This is a genomic window from Scandinavium goeteborgense (assembly GCF_003935895.2).
GTDB classification, from domain to species: Bacteria; Pseudomonadota; Gammaproteobacteria; order Enterobacterales; family Enterobacteriaceae; genus Scandinavium; species Scandinavium goeteborgense.
This window is the reverse complement of record NZ_CP054058.1, coordinates 3,205,405-3,228,109: the sequence shown is the minus strand read 5'-3', so window position 1 is coordinate 3,228,109 and position 22,705 is coordinate 3,205,405. Positions and strand designations below refer to the sequence as shown.

The 22,705-nt window shown below is 54.7% G+C and carries 21 protein-coding genes; 1 reads left to right on the top strand and 20 read right to left on the bottom strand.

Features of this window, described 5'->3' with window-relative positions; translation table 11 throughout:
- Positions 1-19: 19 nt before the first annotated feature.
- The 15 genes from A8O29_RS16390 to leuS form a co-directional block, all read right to left on the bottom strand.
- On the bottom strand, positions 20-1,390 hold the full coding sequence (locus tag A8O29_RS16390; RefSeq protein WP_125355160.1) for a uracil-xanthine permease family protein: 1,371 nt from the start codon (positions 1,388-1,390) through the stop codon (positions 20-22).
- A gap of 247 nt (positions 1,391-1,637) precedes the next feature.
- The gene (gene lipA / locus A8O29_RS16385) at positions 1,638-2,603 is read right to left on the bottom strand and encodes a lipoyl synthase (RefSeq protein WP_110512394.1); all 966 of its coding nucleotides are present in this window, start codon (positions 2,601-2,603) and stop codon (positions 1,638-1,640) included.
- 210 nt (positions 2,604-2,813) lie between these two features.
- Positions 2,814-3,767, bottom strand: a complete 954-nt coding sequence (locus A8O29_RS16380) for a YbeF family transcriptional regulator (RefSeq protein ID WP_125355161.1) — start codon at positions 3,765-3,767, stop codon at positions 2,814-2,816.
- 299 nt (positions 3,768-4,066) lie between these two features.
- Positions 4,067-4,708, bottom strand: coding sequence for a lipoyl(octanoyl) transferase LipB (gene lipB, locus A8O29_RS16375; RefSeq protein WP_125355162.1), 642 nt, complete (start codon positions 4,706-4,708; stop codon positions 4,067-4,069).
- Positions 4,709-4,797: 89 nt separating this feature from the next.
- Entirely contained in the window at positions 4,798-5,061 is a 264-nt protein-coding gene (gene ybeD / locus A8O29_RS16370; protein ID WP_097164602.1) for a DUF493 family protein YbeD, read from the bottom strand.
- Between the two features lie 107 nt (positions 5,062-5,168).
- Complete coding sequence (gene dacA, locus A8O29_RS16365) at positions 5,169-6,368, bottom strand: D-alanyl-D-alanine carboxypeptidase DacA (protein WP_125355163.1); 1,200 nt, start codon at positions 6,366-6,368, stop codon at positions 5,169-5,171.
- 138 nt (positions 6,369-6,506) lie between these two features.
- Positions 6,507-7,664 (bottom strand): endolytic peptidoglycan transglycosylase RlpA, encoded by a 1,158-nt coding sequence (gene rlpA / locus A8O29_RS16360; protein WP_125355164.1) that lies wholly within the window; start codon positions 7,662-7,664, stop codon positions 6,507-6,509.
- 16 nt (positions 7,665-7,680) lie between these two features.
- Positions 7,681-8,793, bottom strand: coding sequence for a peptidoglycan glycosyltransferase MrdB (gene mrdB / locus A8O29_RS16355; RefSeq protein WP_110512399.1), 1,113 nt, complete (start codon positions 8,791-8,793; stop codon positions 7,681-7,683).
- 2 nt (positions 8,794-8,795) lie between these two features.
- On the bottom strand, positions 8,796-10,697 hold the full coding sequence (mrdA, locus tag A8O29_RS16350; RefSeq protein ID WP_125355165.1) for a peptidoglycan DD-transpeptidase MrdA: 1,902 nt from the start codon (positions 10,695-10,697) through the stop codon (positions 8,796-8,798).
- A gap of 27 nt (positions 10,698-10,724) precedes the next feature.
- Positions 10,725-11,192 carry a 23S rRNA (pseudouridine(1915)-N(3))-methyltransferase RlmH gene (gene rlmH, locus A8O29_RS16345; protein WP_110512401.1) on the bottom strand — a complete coding sequence of 156 codons (468 nt, stop codon included), beginning with the start codon at positions 11,190-11,192 and terminating at the stop codon, positions 10,725-10,727.
- A 3-nt stretch (positions 11,193-11,195) separates the two neighbouring features.
- On the bottom strand, positions 11,196-11,513 hold the full coding sequence (gene rsfS / locus A8O29_RS16340) for a ribosome silencing factor (protein WP_110512402.1): 318 nt from the start codon (positions 11,511-11,513) through the stop codon (positions 11,196-11,198).
- Positions 11,514-11,801: 288 nt separating this feature from the next.
- Entirely contained in the window at positions 11,802-12,443 is a 642-nt protein-coding gene (nadD, locus tag A8O29_RS16335; RefSeq protein ID WP_125355166.1) for a nicotinate-nucleotide adenylyltransferase, read from the bottom strand.
- Position 12,444: 1 nt separating this feature from the next.
- Positions 12,445-13,476: a DNA polymerase III subunit delta gene (holA, locus tag A8O29_RS16330; protein ID WP_125355167.1), complete on the bottom strand. Its 1,032-nt coding sequence runs from the start codon at positions 13,474-13,476 to the stop codon at positions 12,445-12,447.
- Positions 13,476-14,069 (bottom strand): LPS assembly lipoprotein LptE, encoded by a 594-nt coding sequence (gene lptE, locus A8O29_RS16325; protein ID WP_125355168.1) that lies wholly within the window; start codon positions 14,067-14,069, stop codon positions 13,476-13,478. The genes holA and lptE overlap by 1 nt, the downstream gene beginning before the upstream one ends.
- 14 nt (positions 14,070-14,083) lie before the next feature.
- Positions 14,084-16,666, bottom strand: coding sequence for a leucine--tRNA ligase (gene leuS / locus A8O29_RS16320; RefSeq protein ID WP_125355169.1), 2,583 nt, complete (start codon positions 16,664-16,666; stop codon positions 14,084-14,086).
- Positions 16,667-16,880: 214 nt separating this feature from the next.
- Here leuS and A8O29_RS16315 point away from each other — a divergent pair, with 214 nt between their 5' ends.
- Positions 16,881-17,363: a zinc ribbon-containing protein gene (locus tag A8O29_RS16315; protein WP_110512407.1), complete on the top strand. Its 483-nt coding sequence runs from the start codon at positions 16,881-16,883 to the stop codon at positions 17,361-17,363.
- Between the two features lie 141 nt (positions 17,364-17,504).
- Here the strand turns inward: A8O29_RS16315 and A8O29_RS16310 are convergent, their stop codons facing one another.
- The 5 genes from A8O29_RS16310 to lnt form a co-directional block, all read right to left on the bottom strand.
- On the bottom strand, positions 17,505-18,230 hold the full coding sequence (locus tag A8O29_RS16310; RefSeq protein WP_125355170.1) for an amino acid ABC transporter ATP-binding protein: 726 nt from the start codon (positions 18,228-18,230) through the stop codon (positions 17,505-17,507).
- Positions 18,230-18,904: a glutamate/aspartate ABC transporter permease GltK gene (gene gltK / locus A8O29_RS16305; protein ID WP_110510133.1), complete on the bottom strand. Its 675-nt coding sequence runs from the start codon at positions 18,902-18,904 to the stop codon at positions 18,230-18,232. The genes A8O29_RS16310 and gltK overlap by 1 nt, the downstream gene beginning before the upstream one ends.
- Complete coding sequence (locus A8O29_RS16300) at positions 18,904-19,644, bottom strand: amino acid ABC transporter permease (protein ID WP_133460289.1); 741 nt, start codon at positions 19,642-19,644, stop codon at positions 18,904-18,906. Before A8O29_RS16300 ends, gltK begins: the two co-directional genes overlap by 1 nt.
- Before the next feature lie 216 nt (positions 19,645-19,860).
- Entirely contained in the window at positions 19,861-20,772 is a 912-nt protein-coding gene (locus A8O29_RS16295; protein ID WP_125355271.1) for an amino acid ABC transporter substrate-binding protein, read from the bottom strand.
- Between the two features lie 373 nt (positions 20,773-21,145).
- Positions 21,146-22,684, bottom strand: a complete 1,539-nt coding sequence (gene lnt, locus A8O29_RS16290; protein ID WP_125355272.1) for an apolipoprotein N-acyltransferase — start codon at positions 22,682-22,684, stop codon at positions 21,146-21,148.
- Positions 22,685-22,705: the final 21 nt, after the last annotated feature.

Here is a 22,705-nt window from a genome sequence, read left to right as displayed (position 1 = left end):
CAGGGGCGCTGCGCGCGGGTTATTTTTCGACGGCGGGCTGGCTGGCAGCGGGGGCGTCACTGCGTTCTGCGGGCAGAACCAGATTGAGCAGCATCGCCATCAAGCCTCCGCTGGTGATTGCGGAACCAAACAGGCTTTTGCACACCGGCGGCAGATGACTCAGAAATTCCGGCTCGGCTTCGACGCCCAGGCCAATGCCAAACGATACGGCAATAATCAGCATGTCGCGGCGGGTCAGCGGGGACTGGGTCATGATGCGAATCCCGGCGGCCAGTACGCTGCCAAACATCACCAGCGTCGCGCCACCCAGTACCGGGGCAGGAATTTGCTGGACCACGGCACCAAACACCGGGAACAGTCCGAGGAACGCCAGCAGGGCACCAATCCAGATGCCGACGTGGCGGCTGGCGACGCCGGTCATCTGAATGACGCCGTTGTTCTGCGCAAAGGTAGTGCTCGGTAGGGCAGAGAACATCGCCGCCAGAATGCAGCTCACGCCGTCGGCGAGAATACCGCCCTTCAGGCGTGCCACGTAGCGCTCGCCTTCAATCGGCTGGCGGGACAGCAGGCAGTTGGCGGTGAGGTCTCCGACGGCTTCCAGAATGCTGATAAGGGAGATCAGCGCCAGCGGTAAAAAGAGGCTGTAATCGAAATCGAAGCCAAAACGGAAGGGCTGCGGCAGTGCAATCCATGCCTGGTTGTAGGGCTGCCAGCTCAGCTTGCCGCTGAACCGCGCCGCGATGCAGCCGATGGCAATGCCCAGGATGACTGCGCCCAGACGTAGCCAGCGGCTCTGTGCGCGGCTAAACAGCACGATAGTGCCGAGCGTCAGCAGGCCGAGCAGCAAATTGCCCGGTGCGCCGAAATCTTTCACGTTATGGCCGCCGCCCCAGTCGGTAATACTGACCTTAATCAGGCTTATCCCAATCAGACAAACCACGGTGCCGCTGACCAGCGGGGTGATCACTTTGCGAAGCTGGCCGAGAAAACGGCTGACCACTACTGGAATAAATGCGGCAACCAGACTCAGGCCGAAAATCATCGCCATGATTTGCTCTGGACCACCGCCTTTGCTTTTGACGCTAAACCCGGCGGCGAGAATAACGCTCAGAAATGCAAAGCTGGTGCCCTGTAGGCAGATCATGCCTGCCCCAATCCCGAAGAAGCGCCTCGCTTGCAGGAACGTACCGATGCCGGAAACAATCAGCGACATACTGATAAGCCACGGCAAATAAGCATTGAGGCCCAGTACCGAGCCGACGATAAGGGGCGGGGTGATTATCCCGACCAGGCTCGCCAGCACGTGCTGGAGTGCGGTTAAAAATGCCGGAAGCGGGGCGGGTTTATCTTCCAGACCGTAAATCAGATCGCCAGGTTCTTGTGCAGACATGGGGCCACTCCTTCTTTTCTCGATAAGAAGGTAATGCATGAAACGATCCAGAAATTAAAGGCGAGTGTGAAATAGACAAATAGCCGTAGTTTTCCCGAAACCAGAGGAAGGAGCGGGTCCCAGATTGTGAGCCAAAAGTTTCATGGAGGAAGGCTTGCACCGTAATGGTGCTAGAAAGTGGGCTGATTGCGCCAAAATAAAAAGGCCGCGGCGATAACGCGGCGGCCTGAGTGCTCAGCGGCAAAGGTTATTTAACTTCGAGACCTTTGGCTTGCAGATCGGCGTGGTAGGAAGAACGCACGAAAGGACCGCAAGCGGCATGGGTGAAGCCCATTGCCAGTGCTTCTGCTTTCATTTCTTCGAACTCATCCGGGCTGACGTAGCGCTGAACCGGCAGGTGGTGACGGCTTGGCTGCAGATACTGACCGAGAGTCAGCATGGTCACGCCGTGGCGACGCAGGTCACGCATCACTTCGATGATTTCGGCGTTAGTTTCACCCAGACCGACCATCAGACCTGATTTGGTTGGGATCTCCGGATGCGCTTCTTTAAAACGCTCCAGCAGCTTCAGGGACCAGTTATAGTCAGCGCCCGGACGGACCTGGCGGTATACGCGTGGCACGTTTTCCAGGTTGTGGTTGAACACATCCGGCGGCGTGGCGGTGAGAATTTCCAGCGCACGATCCATACGTCCACGGAAATCCGGAACCAGGGTTTCAATTTTGATGGTTGGGTTTTTCTCACGGATAGCATCAATGCAGTCCGCAAAGTGCTGTGCACCACCGTCGCGCAAGTCGTCACGGTCAACGGAAGTGATGACCACGTAGCGCAGGCCCATATCGGCAATGGTCTGTGCGAGTTTCTGCGGTTCGTTGGCGTCCGGCGCAACAGGGCGACCGTGGGCAACATCGCAGAACGGGCAGCGGCGGGTGCAAATCGCACCGAGGATCATAAAGGTGGCCGTGCCGTGGTTAAAACATTCCGCGAGGTTAGGGCAAGAGGCTTCTTCGCACACCGAGTGCAGGCCATTTTTGCGCATTGCCGCCTTGATACCCTGAATACGGGTGGAGTCGGCCGGAAGTTTGATTTTCATCCATTCCGGTTTTCTCAGCAGCGCTTCGCGCTCGGTAGCCACATTCTTAACCGGGATAAGGGCCATTTTATCGGCATCGCGGTACTTAACACCGCGTTCCATCACAATGGGTTTACTCATAGCGTGCGTGTTCCAGTTGCGGGTAACGAAGAAAGCGTTTCAATTCAAGGAAATGTTGTATTTATCAACTATTTTTGAATCAGACGGGTGGCAGTATAGCATTAATCAAGGTGATAAAGCAGCCTGCCAGCCCGGCAATTTGTAAACCAGATGTTGCTTTATGTGCTTATTGGCGAGCAAAGCAGCAGAAAGAGGTGGATTCTGAGCCTCTCAGAATACCTGGCGAATCGCAGTGATAACACTTTGTAGCACCGGATCACGCATGCTGAGTTTGTTGTAATGCAGTGAAAATTCGACCGATTCCTCACGCAGCGGCGGGAAATCGACGACCTTAAGCGGCCAGCATCGAGAGAACAGCGTGAAGAATCGCGCAGGCATTAAGCCGACCAAATCGCTGCTGCCAATCAGCGCGGCAATCGTCACAAGGTTGTAACTACTAAAGCTGATGTGTCGCTCTGGGAACATCTCATGCACGCGCTTACGCAGCTCAGTGTGCGAGGCCCCTTCCATCATGAGCAACGTGTATTCGTAGTGGCTCAACGACTCTTGTGTAGGTGTCATCTTCAGGACCGGATGACCTTCACGCGCAACCAGTACCACTTTGTCGCTATAAAGCACGTGATGGCTTAACGCCCGCGCGCTGTGCAGGTTGCTATCGATGATCAAGTCGGTCTGGAACTGGCTCAGTTGAAGGCCGACGTCGGTAACCGGAATATTGCGCAGCAGCAGCTGTGGGAATTTATCTTTGATGGTTTGATAAATAGCGGGCATCACCACCGCGCCGACCGTCGGCGAGGTGCCGATCGTGATCGTACGCTGCTTGTCATAGCTGCCGGTCAAATCTAACGCGCCAAGAATCGACTCCAGGCCCTGGCTAATGTATTCGTGCAAATGAGTGGCGTAGGCGGTGGGCGTGACGCCCTGGCCTTTGCGGATGAAAAGCGGGTCAGGAAATATAGTGCGCAACTTCTGAATTGATTGGCTAATAGCGGAAGGAGTGAGATTCAGAATTTTCGCAGCATTAACGATGCCTTTATGCACATATACAGCCTCGAAGATCGTCAGCAAATTGAGGTCGATATTTCGCAGTGTTCGGAAGATTTGCGGGGTATCACTCTCAAGGCGAGGATTTATTCGGCTTTCCGGCTTTTCGTTATATTCCACACTTGTGCTCCATATTCATTCACAATATGAATGATAGTTGAAAAAGTATTTATTGTTATTATGCTTTTGAGAGGCACTTTTACGCGGAGACAGGATTTACATCATTTTGAACAATGAGTTAGATCTCGAACTGCGGAGCCGTCTCGTGTTTCTGGTGGTGTGTTAACGTAAATTTTTGTATGCGACGTGGTTTTTTCCGTCGAGCGCAGAAAAAATATAGAAAGATGTGAATAATGTAAAGGAAAACGAGGTAAAAGAGCGTGGACCCGACAAAATATCAGGTCCAAGTGTATAATATATTAAGCAGCAATATATTTATGGGGTGGATTGTTTAGCAGTGCTAAAAATTGCGAGACCAGAACGGGGGAAATATTTTCCGGTTTTGCCTCTGCATACCATTGCTGCATTTGCGTCATTTCCATCCCCGCATAACCGCAAGGGTTGATGCGTAAAAAGGGCGATAAATCCATGGCGACATTCAGCGCCAGCCCGTGAAATGAACAGCCTTTTCGAATGCGTAACCCCAGCGAACAAATCTTCTGCTCACCGACATAGACGCCGGGTGCATCGGCACGCGGGTGGGACTCGATTCCAAATTCAGCCAGCGTATTGACCACCGTCTGTTCCAACAGCGTTACCAGCTCACGCACCCCAAGCTTACGGCGTTTTAAATCCAACAGCACATACATCACCTGCTGGCCGGGTCCATGATAGGTCACCTGGCCGCCGCGATCGCTCTGAACGACCGGAATGTCACCGGGAACCAGCACATGCTCCGCTTTGCCAGCCTGACCCTGCGTAAAGACAGGTTGATGCTCAACCAGCCAGATTTCGTCTGGGGTAGTTTCATCACGGCGGTCGGTAAAGTCATGCATCGCCTGAGAAACAGGCTCATAGGGTTGTACGCCAAGCTGGCGGACGAGGAGGGTGTTCAGATCCAAAACGACATCTCCGCGGGACGGGAAAACATGGGCGAAGAGTATATCACAGCGCGGGAAAGGAATTGCCCGGAGAGCTCCGGGCAACAGGGTTACAGCACCATACGAACGATTTCGATATTCCCCAGCTCTTCGTACAGGGTTTCGACCTGCTCGATGTGGGTGGCGTTAATGGTGATGGACACTGAGTGGTAGTTGCCTTTGCTGCTCGGTTTTACCTGCGGAGAGTAATCACCTGGCGCGTGGCGCTGCACCACTTCAACCACCTGGTCAACCAGCTCAGGCTTCGCCAGCCCCATTACCTTGTAGGTGAATGAAGTAGGGAATTCAAGCAGTTCGTTAAGTTTGGTTTTCATGTCAGCTCCGGTGGTTTAAAAAGAACTGCTCCCGCGCAGGGCACGGGAGCAGTTATTGTCATGCTAAGTATATGGGGATCGAAATCACACTTTCAAGTGTGCAATTTTTAACCAAACCAGTGGTGGAACATTAATTTAATGTAATCAATGATTTTACCGAAGAAGTTGCCTTCGGGAATTTCTTGCAGCACCACCAGCGGACGCTGTTCGATAGTCTTACCATCGAGCTGGAAGTTAATGGTGCCGACCACCTGGTTTTTCTGCAGTGGGGCGTGCAGTTCCACGTTGTTCAGCGTGTAGCTTGCTTTCAGGTCTTTCATGCGACCACGTGGAATGGTCAGGTAAACGTCTTTATCTACACCAAGGGATGCGCGATCGGTGTCACCGAACCAGGCTGGCTCAGAGGCAAACTCTTTGCCTACTTTAAGCGGGTTCACAGTTTCGAAGAAACGGAAGCCCCAGGTCAGCAGCTTTTTGCTTTCGGTTTCACGACCTTTATAAGTGCGACCGCCCATTACCGCGGAGATCAGACGCATTTGGCCTTCGGTTGCCGACGCCACGAGGTTGTAACCCGCTTTGTCTGTATGGCCTGTTTTGATGCCATCGACCTTCAGGCTGTTGTCCCACAGCAAACCATTACGGTTCATCTGACGGATGCCGTTGAAGGTAAATTCTTTCTCTTTGTAGATGGTGTATTCGTTCGGTACGTCGCGGATAAGTGACTGACCAATCATCGCCATATCGCGCGCGGAGCTGTATTGACCGTCTGCGTCCAGGCCGTGAACGGTCTGGAAGTGGGAGTTTTTCAGGCCCAGGGCATTAACATAGCTGTTCATCAGGCCAACGAAGGCATCCTGGCTGCCGGCGACGTAGTCGGCCATTGCCACACAGGCGTCGTTACCGGACTGCAGGTTAATCCCGCGAATCAGCTGAGAAACAGGGACCTGCATGCCTGGTTTCAGGAACATCAGGGATGAACCTTTGAAGACGGGGTTACCGGTGGCCCACGCGTCGGTACCGACGGTGACCAGGTCAGATTCTTTGAATTTACCCGCTTTCATTGCCTGACCGATGACGTAGCTGGTCATCATTTTGGTCAGACTCGCCGGGTCGCGACGTTCGTCAGCGTTCTGCTCGGCCAGGACTTTGCCTGAGTTGTAGTCGATCAGAATGTAGGATTCCGCGTCGATCTGCGGAACGCCTGGGATCATGGTTTTGATGTTCAGGTCATCAGCGTGGGCAGCGGAGGTCAGTGCCGCGACGGACAGAGCCGTGATAAGTAAACGAGCAGAAAAAGAGGTCTTCATGGTCAGAACAACGACATCCGTGATGAGTTAAAAAAGTGCCTAACTATAGCAAATACAAGGGAACGGGGCATCCGGCAATGCGTATGAGAGTGTTAATGGTTTTAACATACGCACTGCACTGAGGATGCCAGTCCTGTTTTAGTTGGCGCGAGTAATAAATGACTGTAATTGCGCCTCGCTTTGCAGGCGCTGCTGTACGGTGCTGGCTTCGGTCTTGTTGCTGAACGGTCCTAACTGAATACGCCAGACGGCGCCGTTCTGCATGACACGACCGGGCACAGAAAATTGCTGGCTCAGACGCTGCTGATATTGCTGCGCGCGGGCCTGGTCACTCACCGCACCGACCTGAACCACATAGCTGCCGCTGGCGGCCGTTGAGGCTGCTGCTGCAGGTGCGGCGACAGGCGCAACGCTTCCCTGAGTGGAACCCGGAGCCGTCACCGGTGCGCTTTGCGTTGGTGCAGGCTGCACAGCGGCTGACTGTGCCGCAGGTTGAGCGGCTGGCTGTGCCGCCGGCGCGCTGCTTTCCAGTACGCCGTTGTTCAGCGTGGTGGGTGCCCCAAGGAAGCCGCTGCTGTTAACCGGTGCGCCGGTGGCATCTTCCGCTTTCAGCGTGTCATTGCTGATGGCACGCACGTCGCTTTGCGGCGTCGCATCCTGCGGCGTGGACGACACGCTGCCCATGCCGCCATTCAAATCGGGACGAGCGGGCAGGGCGTAAGTTTGTTTCGCAATAGTGGTACAGGCGGTACCCGGGCCGGACAGGGTTCCGTCCTGCGCCACGATAATTGGGTCAACCCGCACTTTGGTGTTGTTCGAGGTATTCAGGCGATCGGCGGCGGCGCGAGAAAGTGAGATCACGCGATCGTTACCGTAAGGGCCACGATCGTTGATGCGCACGATAAGCATCCGGCCATTCGCCAGGTTGGTGACTCGCGCATAGCTCGGCACCGGCAACGTTGGATGCGCGGCGGTCAACTGCGTGGCATCAAACGGCTCACCTGACGCGGTCAGGTTGCTGCCCGGCTCGGCGTCATAAATTGCGGCGAGACCGGCCTGACTAAAGTTCGACGGGTCCTGCACAATTTTGTAATTCTTCCCGTCACGCTGATAGTCCTGATTCACCGACGGATTCAGGGGTTCAAAGCGCGGGTCGGCACCACTTATTTCTACAACAGGACCGTTACAGACCGCCGGTGTCGGTGCGGTGACGGTTTGCTGTTGCTGCCCATCATCACTCGAACACGCTGCCAGTAAGCCAGCTGCGATGCAGATCCCAAGCCATTGTTTACGCATCTTTGCGCACCCCTTCTTATACGCTTTTCGACAACATTTTTCTGTGGGTGTGTATCGACATGACGATACCAAACCCGGCCATCAGTACGATCAGGGCAGAGCCCCCATAGCTGACCAGCGGCAACGGTACGCCAACTACCGGTAGGATCCCACTCACCATACCAATATTTACGAAGACATAAACGAATAAAATCAACATTAAGCCACCGGCCATGACGCGGCCAAAGGTGGTTTGCGCCTGGGCGGCAATCCACAGTCCGCGCATGATCAGCAAGACGTAGAGCGCCAACAGCACCAGGAAGCCTATCAGGCCCAGTTCTTCCGCCAGTACCGCGAAGATAAAGTCTGTATGGCGCTCGGGCAAGAACTCCAGCTGTGACTGGGTGCCGTGCAGCCAGCCTTTACCGCGCAGGCCGCCGGAGCCTATGGCAATTTTAGACTGAATAATGTGGTAGCCCGCACCCAGAGGGTCGGTTTCCGGGTCAAGCAGCATCATCACGCGCTGGCGCTGATAGTCGTGCATCAGGAAGAACCAGAGGATCGGGATGAACGCGGCGACCATCAGCACGGCGACGCCAATCAGACGCCAACTCAGGCCCGCCAGGAACAGCACGAACAGGCCGGACAGCGCAATCAGAATCGAGGTCCCGAGGTCCGGCTGCGCGGCAACCAGCAGCGTTGGCAGGAAAATCAGTATCAGCGCGATGGCGGTGTTTTTGAGCGTAGGCGGGCAGACGTCACGGTTGATGAAGCGAGCGACCATCAGCGGCACGGCGATTTTCGCAATCTCCGACGGCTGAAAACGGACGACGCCTAAATCCAGCCAGCGCTGAGCACCTTTAGAGATAGCGCCGAAGGCGTCCACCGCAACCAGCAGAACGATACAGAAGATATAGAGCCATGGCGCCCAGCCCTCGTAAACACGCGGCGGGATTTGCGCCATCACCACCATGATCACGACACCCATCGCGATCTGGCCGATCTTACGCTCCATCATGCCCATGTCCTGGCCGCTGGCGCTCCAGATAACCAGCGCGCTGTAAGTCAGCAGCGCTAGCAGGATAAGCAGCATGGTCGGGTCAAGGTGGATTTTATCCCACATCGATCGTTTGTTCGGATTATCCGTCATTGTTATTGGTCCTCCGCGGCTGCAGCTGCCGGGTTTTCTGCCGGCAGTACGGTGTTGTTGTCACCGAGCATAATGTGGTCGAGAATTTGACGCATGAGTGTCCCGACTGCAGGGCCAGCGCCGCCGTTTTCGAGGATTATCGCCACCGCGACTCTTGGATTGTCGTATGGCGCAAACGCGGTCATCAGTTTGTGGTCACGCAGACGTTCCGCAATGCGGTGGGCGTTATAGGTTTCATTGGCTTTCAGACCAAAGACCTGCGCAGTACCGGATTTCGCGGCGACTTTATACGGTGCGCCAGCAAAGTATTTATGCGCTGTTCCGTTGGGACGGTTGGCCACGCCGTACATCCCGTCTTTGGCAATTTCCCAGTAGCCAGAGTGCACGTCGCCGACCGGCGTTTCGTGCGGCTGGTCCCAGGGAACCTGTTTACCGTTTTCGGCGGTGCTCATCAGCAGGTGGGGCACTTTCACGACGCCATCGTTAATCAGGATCATCAGCGCTTTGCTCATCTGAATCGGCGTGGCCGTCCAGTAGCCCTGGCCGATCCCGACCGGAATGGTGTCGCCCTGATACCACGGTTTCTTAAAGCGTTTCAGCTTCCAGTCACGGGTCGGCATGTTGCCAGAGCGCTCTTCTGAGAGATCGATGCCGGTGTAATGGCCGTAGCCAAATTTGCCCATCCACTCTGAAAGGCGGTCGATGCCCATGTCATAGGCGACCTGATAGAAGAAGGTATCCGCAGATTCCTCCAGCGCTTTGGTGATGTTCAGGTGGCCATGGCCCCATCTTTTCCAGTCACGATAGCGTTTGTCAGAGCCCGGCAGCTGCCACCAGCCCGGGTCAAACAGACCGGTATTGCGGGTGATCACGCCAGCCGTCAATGCGGAAACCGCAACGTACGGTTTTACCGTTGATGCTGGAGGATAAACACCCTGCGTGGCACGGTTCACCAGCGGCGTATTCGGGTCGTTCAACAGTCCGGAGTAATCTTTGCTGGAGATGCCGTCCACGAACAGGTTCGGGTCATAGCTTGGCATCGATACCAGGGAGAGGATGCCGCCAGAGCGCGGATCGGTCACCACAACGGCGGCGCGGCTGCCCGCCAGCAGGGTTTCGATATACTGCTGCAACTGCAGGTCTAGCGTGAGATGAATATCATGCCCGGCAGTTGGCGAGACTTCTTTCAGCTGACGGATAACGCGGCCGCGGTTGTTAACTTCAACCTCTTCGTAGCCGGTCTGTCCGTGCAGCACATCCTCGTAATAGCGCTCAATGCCCAGCTTGCCGATATCGTGGGTCGCAGCGTAGTTAGCGGTCTTGCCTTCTTTATCGAGGCGGTCAACGTCTTTATCGTTGATTTTCGAGACGTAGCCGATCACATGCGTCAGCGCGGAGCCGTAAGGATAGTAGCGACGCTTGTAGCCTTTCACTTCCACGCCGGAGAAACGGTATTGATTCACCGCAAATCGGGCGACCTGAACTTCAGTCAGGTTAACTTTGACCGGAATGGAAGTGAAACGGTGAGAGCGGGCGCGCTCTTTCTTGAAGTTGGCGATATCGTCGTCGGTAAGATCGACCACGCTTCGCAAATCGTTCAGCGTTTGCTGGAGGTTATCGACCTTTTCCGGCATCAGTTCTAACTGATAAATGGTGCGGTTCAACGCCAGCGGAGTGCCGTTGCGGTCATAGATGATGCCGCGGCTCGGTGCGATTGGCACCAGCTTGATGCGGTTTTCATTGGAACGGGTCTGGTAGTCGGTAAAACGGACAATCTGCAGATTATAGAGGTTAACAACCAGCACGCCGCTGAGCGCTAAAATGCCCAAAAATGCGATTACCGCCCGGCGCACAAACAGCGCGGACTCAGCCGTGTAGTCGCGAAAAGAATTCTGTAATTTCATCCGCTGCTTAATCTAACCTGGTCATCATTACTCGCGGTGGTAAGGGTGGTTGGTGGTAATACTCCACGCCCGATAAAGGCTTTCTGCAACCAGCACGCGTACCAACGGGTGAGGGAGAGTGAGCGAGGAGAGCGACCAACTCTGTTCAGCGGCGGCTTTACAGGCAGGAGATAAACCCTCCGGGCCACCGATCAGCAGACTGACGTCACGCCCATCCTGTTTCCAGCGCTCAAGCTCATGGGCCAGTTGCGGCGTATCCCACGGTTTTCCGGGGATATCCAGCGTGACAATGCGATTTTTGCCGGCCGCAGCCAGCATTAATTCACCTTCTTTCTCCAGAATGCGAGCGATATCAGCATTCTTACCGCGCTTACCGGCAGGAATTTCCACCAGTTCGAACGGCATATCTCGGGGAAAGCGGCGCAGGTATTCCGTGAAACCGGTCTGAACCCAGTCCGGCATTTTGGTTCCCACGGCAATGAGCTGCAGCTTCACGTATTAACCCCAGAGTTTTTCCAGTTCATACAGGCGACGGCTTTCTTCCTGCATAACGTGGACAATCACTTCTCCAAGGTCAACCACAACCCAGTCAGCGACGTTTTCGCCTTCCACACCCAGCGGATACAAACCTGCAGCGCGAGATTCCTGGACAACGTGATCGGCAATGGACACCACATGGCGGGTGGACGTACCGGTGCAGATGATCATGCAGTCGGTGATGCTGGATTTACCATGAACATCGATAGTGATGATGTCCTGGCCCTTTAGGTCGTCGATTTTGTCGATGACAAAATCCTGAAGTTCTTTACCCTGCAAGTTTCCCCCTGGTCAGGTGATGAAAAATATAAACAGCCCGTAAGTATACCTGAAACCAGGACGAAGTCGGACAAATGTCGCCTGCCGGACAGTACCGGCGCGCTATCATCCCACCCAATGGCCATGATTGCATCGCCATTTTTGTAAAACAATTTCTGTAAATCAGTGTGGTGGGACAAGTCTGGCTGCGGAGAATAACAGCCTGTCAGGGTGTGTCAATGGTCTGGAAGGAGGTTGGCGCTGAAAATAGGAATATCGCAGAGTTTACGTTCAGTAAGTCCCGGAAAGTTATTGGTAAAGCCCCTTTTCATGGATATAACGCAGCACGGCCTGTGGCAACATCTCGTCGCAGGATTCGCCCTGCTGGAGACGCTCGCGAATCAGCGTGGCGGAAATATTGAACCAGGGTGTTTCCGCAATGTAAATTTTCCCGGCGGGAGCGCGGTGTAAATCATCTGCACTGTTCGTCAGATGGCGGTCCAGCCACTGTTGATGCGCTTCCTCTTTCATCGCCATCGGATAGCCTGGGCGGCGGCACACGAGCAGGTGCGCATTATCCAGAATGCTTTCGTAATCGTGCCATGACGGGAAGGTGATCAGCGAGTCCTGACCAATAATAAAGGCCAGTGGCTGCGTTGGACCCTGTTCCTGTCGCCATTCGCGCAGTGTTTCTGAGGTATATGAACGCGTATCGCGGCGCAGTTCACGCTCGTCGAGTTCAAACAGCGGTTTATCGGCGATAGCCAGTTTTAGCATTTCGGTACGCTGGGCGCTGGTCGCTTCCGGCTGCGGGCGGTGCGGCGGAACGTTGTTCGGCATGATGATGACCTTTGACAGGCCAATCAGATTTGCCAGAATTTCGACCGGTTTGAGGTGACCATAATGTACGGGATCAAACGTGCCACCGTAGAGTGCCTTTAACGCCGTCATATCATCCTTCAAAAAAAACGTCGGGCAGATTTTTGTGACACAGCAGCAGTGACAGACCGTCGAGTTCAGCCCAGACCGACTGGCCGTAATCCTGCTTAAGTGTGACTTCCGTTCGCGCCAGGAGCGACACCGCATGGCGAAGCTGCTCCGGGCTCAGGCGGTTCAGCGCCTCGGTAAACAACGGCCGACGATTCTGCCAGACGCGGTGTTTATCGAACAGGGCGCGCAGTGGCGTATTGACCGACTGGCGCTTCATATTCACCAGCAGCAGGAGCTCGCGCTGAAGGGTTCGCAGCAGAATCACTGGCTCACTGCCTTCCTGGCGTAACTGCTGCAGGATATGCAACGCGCGTTTGCTTTTTCCCGCCAGCAGCGCATCCAGCCAGTGATACGGCGTAAAGTGCGCCGCATCATTTACCGCTTGCTCTACCCGTGGCAGCGTCAATTTACCGTCAGGCCAAAGGAGCGAAAGGCGTTCAAGTGCCTGGGCCAGCGCCAGCAGGTTGCCTTCATAGCAATAGCAAAGCAGTTGGCTCGCAGCGTCATCGAGCTGCAAATTAAGCTGTTTGGCACGTGTGGCGAGCCAGCGCGGCAGCTGTGCTTGCTCCGGCGTCTGGCAGGAAACCTGCGCCGCACGTCCGGAAAGCGCGTTATACCAGGCGGCATTTTCCTGGGCTTTAGTCAGTTTATTACCGCGGATAATCAGCAGCAATTCGTCATGGAGCAAGCCAATCAGCGCCACAAGTTGTTCATTAATGGCCGCATTCGGACCATTGTCCGGCAGGACCAACGTCAGCGTTTGACGCATGGCGAACAGGCTGCGTTCCTGGCTTAGCGCAAACAGCGCATTCCAGTCGGTGCTGGCGTCTATCGTGACAGTATGGTGTTCATCAAAGCCCTGAGCTCCCGCCGCGTGGCGAATGGCATCCTGACTTTCCTGAAGCAGAAGGGGGTCGTTTCCGAGGAGTAAAAACGCCGCGCGCAGCCCTTCAGAGAGCTGCGCGCGGAGTTGTTCTGGGTACAACCGAATCATCAGTTACCCAGAGTCGTGGAGACGCGAGTTTCGGCCGGCGCTTCGGTTGCGTCAGCATCCGTAGCAGACTGCTCGTCCTCTTTGGTTGATTCAGCATCCGCCACTTTGACGCTTGGCAGCTTACGAATCAGCTGCTGAGCGGCTTTGTCGTACATCTCCTGGATGATGATCTCCTGCTCGGCATCTTTCGCCAGCGCCTGCTGCGGGTTATCGAAGTACGAACGATAAACCTTAGCGCTGATTGGATAGATGTCGTGGCCTGGGATCAACACGCTGGCGGAGACGGTCATTACCATTTGGTACTCTGCCGTTCTGCCATCCTGGAATACCGAGGCGGTATCTTTACCAATCGATGCACCGCCCAGACGCAGGGATGGAATATCCTGGCGAATCGAGCTGGCTTCAACAATCTCAATCCCGTTCAGGCGTAACTGGTTACGCACCGAGCGGCTCAACGGTCCGTTAGGATCGCTTGAGATAAAAATCATCTTTTTCATGTTGTCCGGAACCTGAGTCGAACTGCGCAGGTGCCAACCACAACCCGCGGTGACAAGCACCGCCAGAGATACCAATAACGTTGTCAGAAATCGCACGCTTCCTCCCGCGCTTAGCCAACGACCAGGTTGAGCAGTTTGCCCGGCACGTAAATGACTTTACGTACGGTCATACCATCCAGATATTTTGCGACCAGATGTTCCTGGCCTGCACGTTCACGAACCTGCTCTTCGGTTGCTTCTACCGGCACAGTCACTTTACCGCGGACTTTACCGTTAACCTGTACCACGACGAGGGTGGTGTTTTCCACCATCGCTTTCTCGTCGGCTACTGGCCATGGTGCGTTGTCGACATCGCCTTCGCCACCCAGCAGCTGCCACAGCGTGAAGCTGATGTGCGGGGTGAACGGGTTCAGCATACGCACCACGGATTGCAGAGCTTCCTGCAGCAGAGCACGATCCTGCTCTTCTTCCGCAGGGGCTTTCGCCAGCTTGTTCATCAGCTCCATCACGGCCGCGATAGCCGTGTTGAAGGTCTGACGACGACCCACATCATCGGTCACTTTCGCGATGGTTTTGTGAACGTCACGACGCAGCGCCTGCTGATCTTCGCTCAACGCGTCGACGTTCAGCGCAGTCGTTGGGCCTTTCGCGGTGTGTTCGTAAACCAGTTTCCACACGCGTTTCAGGAAGCGGTTAGCGCCTTCAACGCCAGATTCCTGCCACTCGAGGGTCATGTCTGCTGGAGACGCAAACATCATGAACAGACGAACGGTGTCCGCACCATAACGTTCAACCATTTCCTGCGGGTCGATGCCGTTGTTTTTGGACTTAGACATTTTGCTCATGCCGGTATACACCAGCTCATGGCCTGCTTCGTCCTTCGCTTTCACGATACGGCCTTTCTCGTCGCGCTCAACGATGGCGTCTTTCGGGGAAACCCAGTTGCGTTCGCCGCTGTCGCCCAGGTAGTAGAAGGCATCTGCCAGCACCATACCCTGACACAGCAGTTGTTTAGCCGGTTCGTCAGAGTTCACCATGCCCGCATCGCGCATCAGTTTGTGGAAGAAGCGGAAGTACAGCAGGTGCATGATGGCGTGTTCGATCCCGCCGATATAAATATCTACCGGCAGCCAGTAGTTAGCCGCGTCGGAATCCAGCATCCCTTCCTGATAATCAGGGCAGGTGTAACGCGCGTAGTACCAGGAAGACTCCATGAAGGTGTCGAAGGTGTCGGTTTCACGCAGCGCGGGTTGGCCGTTAACGGTGGTTTTCGCCCACTCAGGATCGGCTTTGATTGGGCTGGTGATACCGTCCATGACCACGTCTTCCGGCAGGATAACCGGCAGCTGATCTTCTGGGGTTGGCATCACGGTACCGTCTTCCAGAGTCACCATCGGGATTGGCGCGCCCCAGTAACGCTGACGGGAAACACCCCAGTCGCGCAGACGGAAGTTAACTTTACGCTCACCGACGCCCAGTGCTGCCAGCTTGTCGGCAATGGCGTTGAAGCCAGCTTCGAAGCTCAGGCCGCTAAACTCACCGGAGTTAAACAGGGTGCCTTTTTCGGTCAGGGCTTGTTCAGACAGATCCGGCTCGGAGCCATCAGCGTTCAGAATAACGGGCTTGATGGTCAGGCCGTATTTGGTCGCAAATTCGTAATCGCGCTGGTCGTGGCCAGGAACGGCCATTACAGCACCGGTACCGTATTCCATCAGCACGAAGTTAGCTGCCCAGACTGGAACGGGTTCGCCGGTCAGCGGATGAATCGCTTTGAATCCAGTGTCGACGCCTTTCTTCTCCATCGTCGCCATTTCAGCTTCTGCGACTTTGGTGTTACGGCATTCGTCAACGAAGGCAGCCAGTTCAGGATTATTAAGGGCAGCCTGCTGTGCCAGCGGGTGACCTGCAGCCACGGCCAGGTAAGTTGCACCCATGAAGGTGTCCGGGCGAGTGGTATAAACGGTCAGCTTGTCGGCATAATCGGCAACGTCAAAGGTGATTTCCACGCCTTCGGAACGGCCAATCCAGTTGCGCTGCATGGTTTTCACCGTGTCAGGCCACTGATCCATTTTATCCAGATCGTTCAGCAGTTCGTCAGCGTAGGCGGTGATTTTGATAAACCACTGTGGAATTTCTTTACGCTCAACTTTGGTATCGCAGCGCCAGCAGCAGCCGTCGATAACCTGCTCGTTCGCCAGTACGGTCTGGTCATTCGGGCACCAGTTAACGGCGGACGTTTTTTTATAGACCAGGCCTTTTTTGTAGAGCTCGGTGAAGAACTTCTGCTCCCAGCGGTAGTATTCCGGGGTGCAAGTCGCCAGTTCGCGACTCCAGTCATAGCCGAAGCCCAGCATTTTGAGCTGGTTCTTCATGTAGGCGATGTTGTCGTAGGTCCACGGTGCAGGTGCGGTGTTGTTTTTTACCGCAGCGCCTTCAGCCGGCAGACCAAACGCATCCCAGCCGATTGGCTGCAGCACGTTTTTGCCCAGCATGCGCTGGTAACGGGCAATCACATCACCGATGGTGTAGTTGCGCACGTGGCCCATGTGTAGTCGGCCAGAAGGATAGGGGAGCATCGACAGGCAGTAGTATTTCTCTTTGCTGTTGTCTTCAGTCACTTCAAATGTGCGCTTATCGTCCCAGTGTTGCTGGACTTTCGATTCTATCTCTTCCGGGCGGTATTGCTCTTGCATGGCAGCCAGTGGTCCTGTTTTCAATACAGCTACAAACGTAGCCAATGGATGTGGTCATTCAGATCCGCATAGCATAGCCCAAACGGGCACGTCAAAACAGCCTTTCGCACATACCAGGCTGGCGTTTATTTACCGTGTCTGTGGCTTAGCTGACAAAGCGATAGGGAAATAAGGTCTATCATTAGAGGACGTTAACCGCCCGGGAGATGAAACAATGAACAAGGTCGCTCAATATTATCGTGAACTGGTGACGACACTAACCGAACGCCTGCGTAACGGAGACCGCGATATTGACGCGCTGGTCGAGCAGGCGCGGCAGCGCGTCAGTCAGACCGGGGAGTTAACCCGAACCGAAGTGGAGGAGCTGACAAGGGCCGTTCGTCGCGACCTGGAAGAGTTCGCCATCAGCTATAACGAAAGCCAGGATGAGCTGAAGGACAGCGTTTTTCTGCGGGTGATTAAAGAGAGTATCTGGCAGGAGTTGGCGGATATCACTGACAAAACGCAGCTGGAATGGCGCGAAGTATTTCAGGACTTGAATCACCATGGGGTGTATCACAGCGGGGAAGTGGTAGGGTTGGGCAATCTGGTGTGTGAGAAATGCCACTTCCATTTAGCGGTGTATTCGCCCGACGTGCTGCCACTGTGCCCGAAATGCGGTCACGACCAGTTCCAGCGCAAAGCGTTTGAGCCCTAGGTAAAAGCAAACGACAATCTAAAGATTGTCGTTTTAGTGTTTGCACCCTCTCCCCGTGGGAGAGGGCCGGGGTGAGGGCATCAGACCGCACAAGGAAAAGCAGGCCGCACAAGGAAAAACAGACCTCACCGTTTGCAAAAATTAATGCAGGATCTTCGCCAGGAAATCTTTCGCGCGGTCGGACTTCGGATTATCAAAGAACTCGTCTTTGTCGGAGTCTTCCACAATCTTGCCTTCGTCCATAAAGATAACGCGGTTCGCCACTTTACGGGCAAAGCCCATTTCGTGAGTCACCACCATCATCGTCATCCCTTCGTGCGCCAGTTCGACCATGACGTCCAGCACTTCGTTGATCATCTCCGGATCCAACGCTGACGTGGGTTCGTCAAACAGCATCGCCACCGGATCCATACACAGCGCGCGGGCGATCGCCACACGTTGCTGCTGGCCGCCGGAAAGCTGCGCCGGGAATTTATCGGCATGAGCAGAAAGCCCCACGCGCTCCAGCAATTTCAGCCCTTTGGTGCGCGCCGCGGCTTTATCACGTCGTAGCACTTTGACCTGCGCCAGAGTCAGGTTTTCGATAATCGACAGGTGCGGGAACAGCTCGAAATGCTGGAACACCATGCCGACGTTCGAGCGCAGTTTGGCGAGATCCGTTTTCTTGTGGGTCACCTGCGTGCCATTCACCAGAATTTCACCTTTCTGCACCGGTTCGAGGCCATTGACGGTTTTGATCAGGGTCGATTTGCCAGAGCCCGACGGGCCGCAAACCACCACCACTTCGCCTTTTTTCACTTCCGTGGAGCAGTCGCTGAGCACCTGAAAGTGACCATACCATTTCGAAACATTTTTCAGGGAAATCATTACACGGTCCTTTTCTTCAAATAGCTGACCAACAGCGAGGCGCTTAAACTGATAACAAAATAGACGGCTCCCGCGAACAGGATCATCTCAACCTGGGTTCCATCACGCTCGCCAATGGTGGAGGCGGTACGGAAGAAATCGGCAAGGCTCAGCACGTACACCAGTGATGTATCCTGGAACAGGACAATCCCTTGTGTCAGCAGCAGCGGCACCATAGCCCGGAAAGCCTGCGGCAGAATAATGAGCTTCATTGACTGCCAGTGGGTCATCCCCAGTGCCAGCGCGGCATTGCCCTGGCCGCGAGAAACGCTCTGAATACCGGCGCGGATAATTTCCGAATAGTAAGCGGCTTCGAACATTGAGAACGCCACCATCGCGGAAATCAGACGAATGTCGGCTTTCGGCGACAGGCCAAGCACCTGCTGCAAGAAGCCCGGCACAATCAGGTAGAACCACAGCAGCACCATCACCAGCGGAATAGAACGGAACACGTTCACATATGCCGTCGCAAACCAGGCCAGGGGTTTGAAGGTTGACAGACGCATCACCGCCAACAGGGTACCCCAGACGATCCCGATAATTATTGCCGTGACGGTAATCTTTAGCGTGATAACCAGACCTGCCAGCAGGTAAGGCATAGACGGAACGATAGAACTCCAGTCAAATTCGTACATTATTTGCCTCCCATATTGCCCGGCAGGCGAACCTTACGTTCAACCAGATTCATTACCAGCATGATAACCGTGTTAATCAGTACGTAAGCGAGGGTAATTGCAGTGAAGGACTCCCAGGCGTGCGCCGAGTAATCGAGCAGTTTGCCCGCCTGTGCAGCCATATCCACCAGGCCGATGGTTGAAGCGATGGCCGAGTTTTTCACCAGGTTCATCATCTCGGAGGTCATCGGCGGGACAATCACGCGATAGGCGTTCGGCAGCAGCACATAACGGTAGGTTTGTGGCAGCGTCAGGCCCATCGCCAGCCCGGCGTTTTTCTGACCGCTCGGCAGCGATTGAACTGCCGCCCGCACCTGTTCGCATACGCGGGCAGCGGTAAACAGCCCCAGGCACAGCATCGAGGAAACAAAGAACTGAATGTTTGGATCAAGTTCGGACTTAAACCACATACCCAAGTTTTCAGGCAACAGTTCCGGTATCACCAGATACCAGGTAAAGAATTGAACGATCAGCGGAACGTTACGGAACAGTTCCACATACAGCGTGCCGAGCCCGGATAAGAACCGATTTGGCACGGTGCGCAGAATGCCGAACAGTGAGCCGACGAAGAACGCGATAATCCAGGCCGTGATAGACAGCGCCACGGTGACCTGAAATCCGCTCCACAGCCAGCCAAGATAGGTGGTGTTGCCGAACGGGGCTTGTTGCAGAAAAATACCCCAGTTCCAGTCGATTGACATAAATGGACTCCGAAAAAAAAAAGGGTAGCAGCGCTACCCTCTAAGACTGCTAAGGAAACTATCACCTTCCATACTTCGTGCTGTAGCTGCCTACAACCCGGACTATGTGGGGTAATTAATTGTTCATGGTGAACGGGGAACGACCCTTCACCATATAGTCTGTCCGTATCTCCTCGCAATCGAGAGGGCAGGCGAGCCCGCCCATCATTGTTCTAGTTAGTTAAGTGCTTTGTCGTTTGGTGTTTTAAACAGCGTTTTCATGTCGTCAGACAGTTCGAAGTTCATGTTCAGGTTCTTCGGTGGAATTGGGTTTTTGAACCATTTATCGAACGACTTCGCCGCTGCACCGGAGGTCTGTGCCTGAGTGATGGTGTCATCCATCAGCTTTTTGAACTGCGGATCGTCTTTACGCAGCATGCAGCCGTAAGCTTCTTTGGACTGCGGGGTGCCCACGATTTCCCAGTTGTCAGGTTTCTTGGCTTTCGCACGTTCACCCGCCAGCAGGGCGTCATCCATCATGAACGCCACCGCACGGCCGCTTTCCAGCGTACGGAAGGAGTCGCCGTGGTCTTTGGCGCTGATGATACGCATGTCCATTTTCTTCTCGTCGTTCAGCTTGTGCAGCAGAACTTCAGAGGTGGTCCCGGACGTTACAACGACCGCTTTGCCTTTCAGGTCAGCGAAATCTTTGATAGCGCCGCCTTTCTTGACCAGCAGACGGGTGCCAACCACGAAGATGGTGTCAGAGAACGAAGCCTGCTTCTGACGCTCGAGGTTGTTGGTGGTGGAGCCACACTCGAAGTCAAAGGTGCCGTTTTGCAGCAATGGGATACGGTTCTGAGAGGTAATAGGGATCAGCTTAACCTGCAGATCCGGCTTGTTGAGCTTCTTCTTGATAGCGTCAACGATAGCGTTGGAGTAATCCTGCGAGTAGCCCACCACTTTTTGCTGGTTGTCGTAGTAAGAGAACGGTACGGATGATTCACGGTGTCCTACCACAATCACGCCGTTTTTGGCGATCTTGTCCAGCGTGCTCTGGCCTGAAGCCTGTGCTGCGTCGTCGGCGTGCGCTACGCCTGCGGATATTCCCATCACCAGCATTGCTGCGGCCAGTTTACGTAATTGCATATCCAACTCCTTATCGTAGCGTCAGTGACGCACGGATACCCATGTGAGTGTTGTGTTGTTATTGCCTGCAACTTTAGTGTGCAGTGTTAAGCCAGTTTGTTAACATTTAGTTTGGCTTAATGTAAAGATTTTGCTGCGTTATTGTTTGTTTTTGCGAAGTGCGCCGCACCGTTTTAAGGCAAAAATGCTCTGATGCACCAAAAGGGTGCCATCGTTGAGCGCTGCTGGTGCGACCGGGTTGCACTAAGGCAAATTACGCAGCTCACTGAATTAACTAAGCAATTGGCGTGCCAGAAATGGGGGTTGGGGCGAGGGGTTAAACGAAAACGGCAATCGAAGGATTGCCGTTTGTATTCATGATGTGAGAAGGGTTCTAGCGGCGGCGCTGCCTAAGACTCATCACCAGAGCGCCAAAACCAAACAGCGCGGTGAGGATCCACAGCGGCCAGTTGCCGGCACGAGCGTACGGCGTCAGGCCAGTGGTCGGCGTCACGGTTGTGGTCAGCACATCGCGGGTGAACTGCGGGATCATCGCCTGCACGTCACCGTGTGGGTTAATCACCGCCGTAATACCGTTATTGGTGCTACGCAGCAGCGGGCGTGCCAGTTCCAGCGCACGCATCCGCGCCATCTGGAAATGCTGCCACGGGCCTATCGATTTACCGAACCACGCATCGTTAGAAATGGTCAGCAGGAAATCGGTGTCAGGACGGAAGTTGTCGCGTACCTGCTCGCCAAGAATAACTTCGTAGCAAATTGCAGGGGTCAGCTTCAGATTATGCGCTGAAAGCTGAGGCTGAACGTACGGCCCACGGCTAAACGATGACATCGGCAGGTCGAAGAACGGCGCCAACGGACGCAGAATAGACTCCAGCGGCACAAACTCACCAAACGGCACAAGGTGGTTCTTGTTGTAGCGGTCGGTAGAGTTGTAACTGTAAGGATTATCTTTGCCCAGCGTAATGATGGTGTTGTAGGTGTCATAACGGTTTTTCGCATTAAGACGGGAATCCACCACCCCGGTAATCAGCGAGCTGTTTTTGGCGCGCAGCATATCGTCCATCATGCTGAGCAGACGCTGCTGATTGATTTCCAGATCAGGAATCGCAGACTCAGGCCAGATAATCAGCTGCGATTTACCCATCACTTTTTCGGTCGCATCGAGATAAATCTTCAGCGTATTGATGAGTTCTTTCTCATCCCACTTCAGCGACTGCGGAATATTGCCCTGTACCAGCGAGACCTGCGTCGTGCGCTCAGGCAGCAGCTGATACCACTGGATGTAGCGTAGCGGGAACGGCAGCGCGAACAGCACTACGGCAGCCACCAGAGGACGCCAGTTGCGGGTGACCAGCGCCAGCGCCAGCAGACCGCTGACCATCATCAGCAGGAAGTTGATGGTTTCCACGCCCATTACCGGCGCCAGGCCTTTCAGCGGGCCGTCAATCTGGCTGTAGCCAAACTGCAGCCATGGGAATCCGGTCAGAACCCAGCCGCGCAGGAATTCGGTGATTTGCCATACCGCAGGGGCAGCAATCGCCACGCGGATCCAGTTAGCTTTGGGCCACAGACGCGCAAGCACACCGGCAAACAGCCCGGTATACAACGAAAGATAGGCGGCGAGAAGCACCACGAGGAACACATTCACAGGACCCGGCATACCGCCAAACTGCGCGATGCTGACGTAGACCCAGTTAATGCCGGAGCCAAATAAGCCCAGACCCCAGAAGTAACCAATCCAGGCGCTTTGCAGCGGACGGCGGTTAAGGGTTAATCCCTGAAGCCCCATCAGCGAAACGATCGCCGCCGGCCAGAAATCATAAGGGGAAAAAGCCAGCGTTCCGCAGGCACCAAAAAGTAGCGCCAGCAGCAGGCGAATGCGCTGGCGTTCAATCAGAGAGGCAAATGCCATTTAGCGTTGTCGTCCCGTAAA

Bases quoted from the DNA above. Each gene is read 5' to 3' on its own strand.
- A8O29_RS16390 (WP_125355160.1), bottom strand. From the start codon at position 1,390: ATGTCTGCACAAGAACCTGGCGATCTGATTTACGGTCTGGAAGATAAA.
- lipA (WP_110512394.1), bottom strand. From the start codon at position 2,603: ATGAGTAAACCCATTGTGATGGAACGCGGTGTTAAGTACCGCGATGCC.
- ybeD (WP_097164602.1), bottom strand. From the start codon at position 5,061: ATGAAAACCAAACTTAACGAACTGCTTGAATTCCCTACTTCATTCACC.
- dacA (WP_125355163.1), bottom strand. From the start codon at position 6,368: ATGAAGACCTCTTTTTCTGCTCGTTTACTTATCACGGCTCTGTCCGTC.
- rlpA (WP_125355164.1), bottom strand. From the start codon at position 7,664: ATGCGTAAACAATGGCTTGGGATCTGCATCGCAGCTGGCTTACTGGCA.
- mrdB (WP_110512399.1), bottom strand. From the start codon at position 8,793: ATGACGGATAATCCGAACAAACGATCGATGTGGGATAAAATCCACCTT.
- mrdA (WP_125355165.1), bottom strand. From the start codon at position 10,697: ATGAAATTACAGAATTCTTTTCGCGACTACACGGCTGAGTCCGCGCTG.
- nadD (WP_125355166.1), bottom strand. From the start codon at position 12,443: ATGACGGCGTTAAAGGCACTCTACGGTGGCACGTTTGATCCCGTACAT.
- holA (WP_125355167.1), bottom strand. From the start codon at position 13,476: ATGATTCGGTTGTACCCAGAACAACTCCGCGCGCAGCTCTCTGAAGGG.
- leuS (WP_125355169.1), bottom strand. From the start codon at position 16,666: ATGCAAGAGCAATACCGCCCGGAAGAGATAGAATCGAAAGTCCAGCAA.
- A8O29_RS16315 (WP_110512407.1), top strand. From the start codon at position 16,881: ATGAACAAGGTCGCTCAATATTATCGTGAACTGGTGACGACACTAACC.
- A8O29_RS16310 (WP_125355170.1), bottom strand. From the start codon at position 18,230: ATGATTTCCCTGAAAAATGTTTCGAAATGGTATGGTCACTTTCAGGTG.
- gltK (WP_110510133.1), bottom strand. From the start codon at position 18,904: ATGTACGAATTTGACTGGAGTTCTATCGTTCCGTCTATGCCTTACCTG.
- A8O29_RS16300 (WP_133460289.1), bottom strand. From the start codon at position 19,644: ATGTCAATCGACTGGAACTGGGGTATTTTTCTGCAACAAGCCCCGTTC.
- A8O29_RS16295 (WP_125355271.1), bottom strand. From the start codon at position 20,772: ATGCAATTACGTAAACTGGCCGCAGCAATGCTGGTGATGGGAATATCC.
- lnt (WP_125355272.1), bottom strand. From the start codon at position 22,684: ATGGCATTTGCCTCTCTGATTGAACGCCAGCGCATTCGCCTGCTGCTG.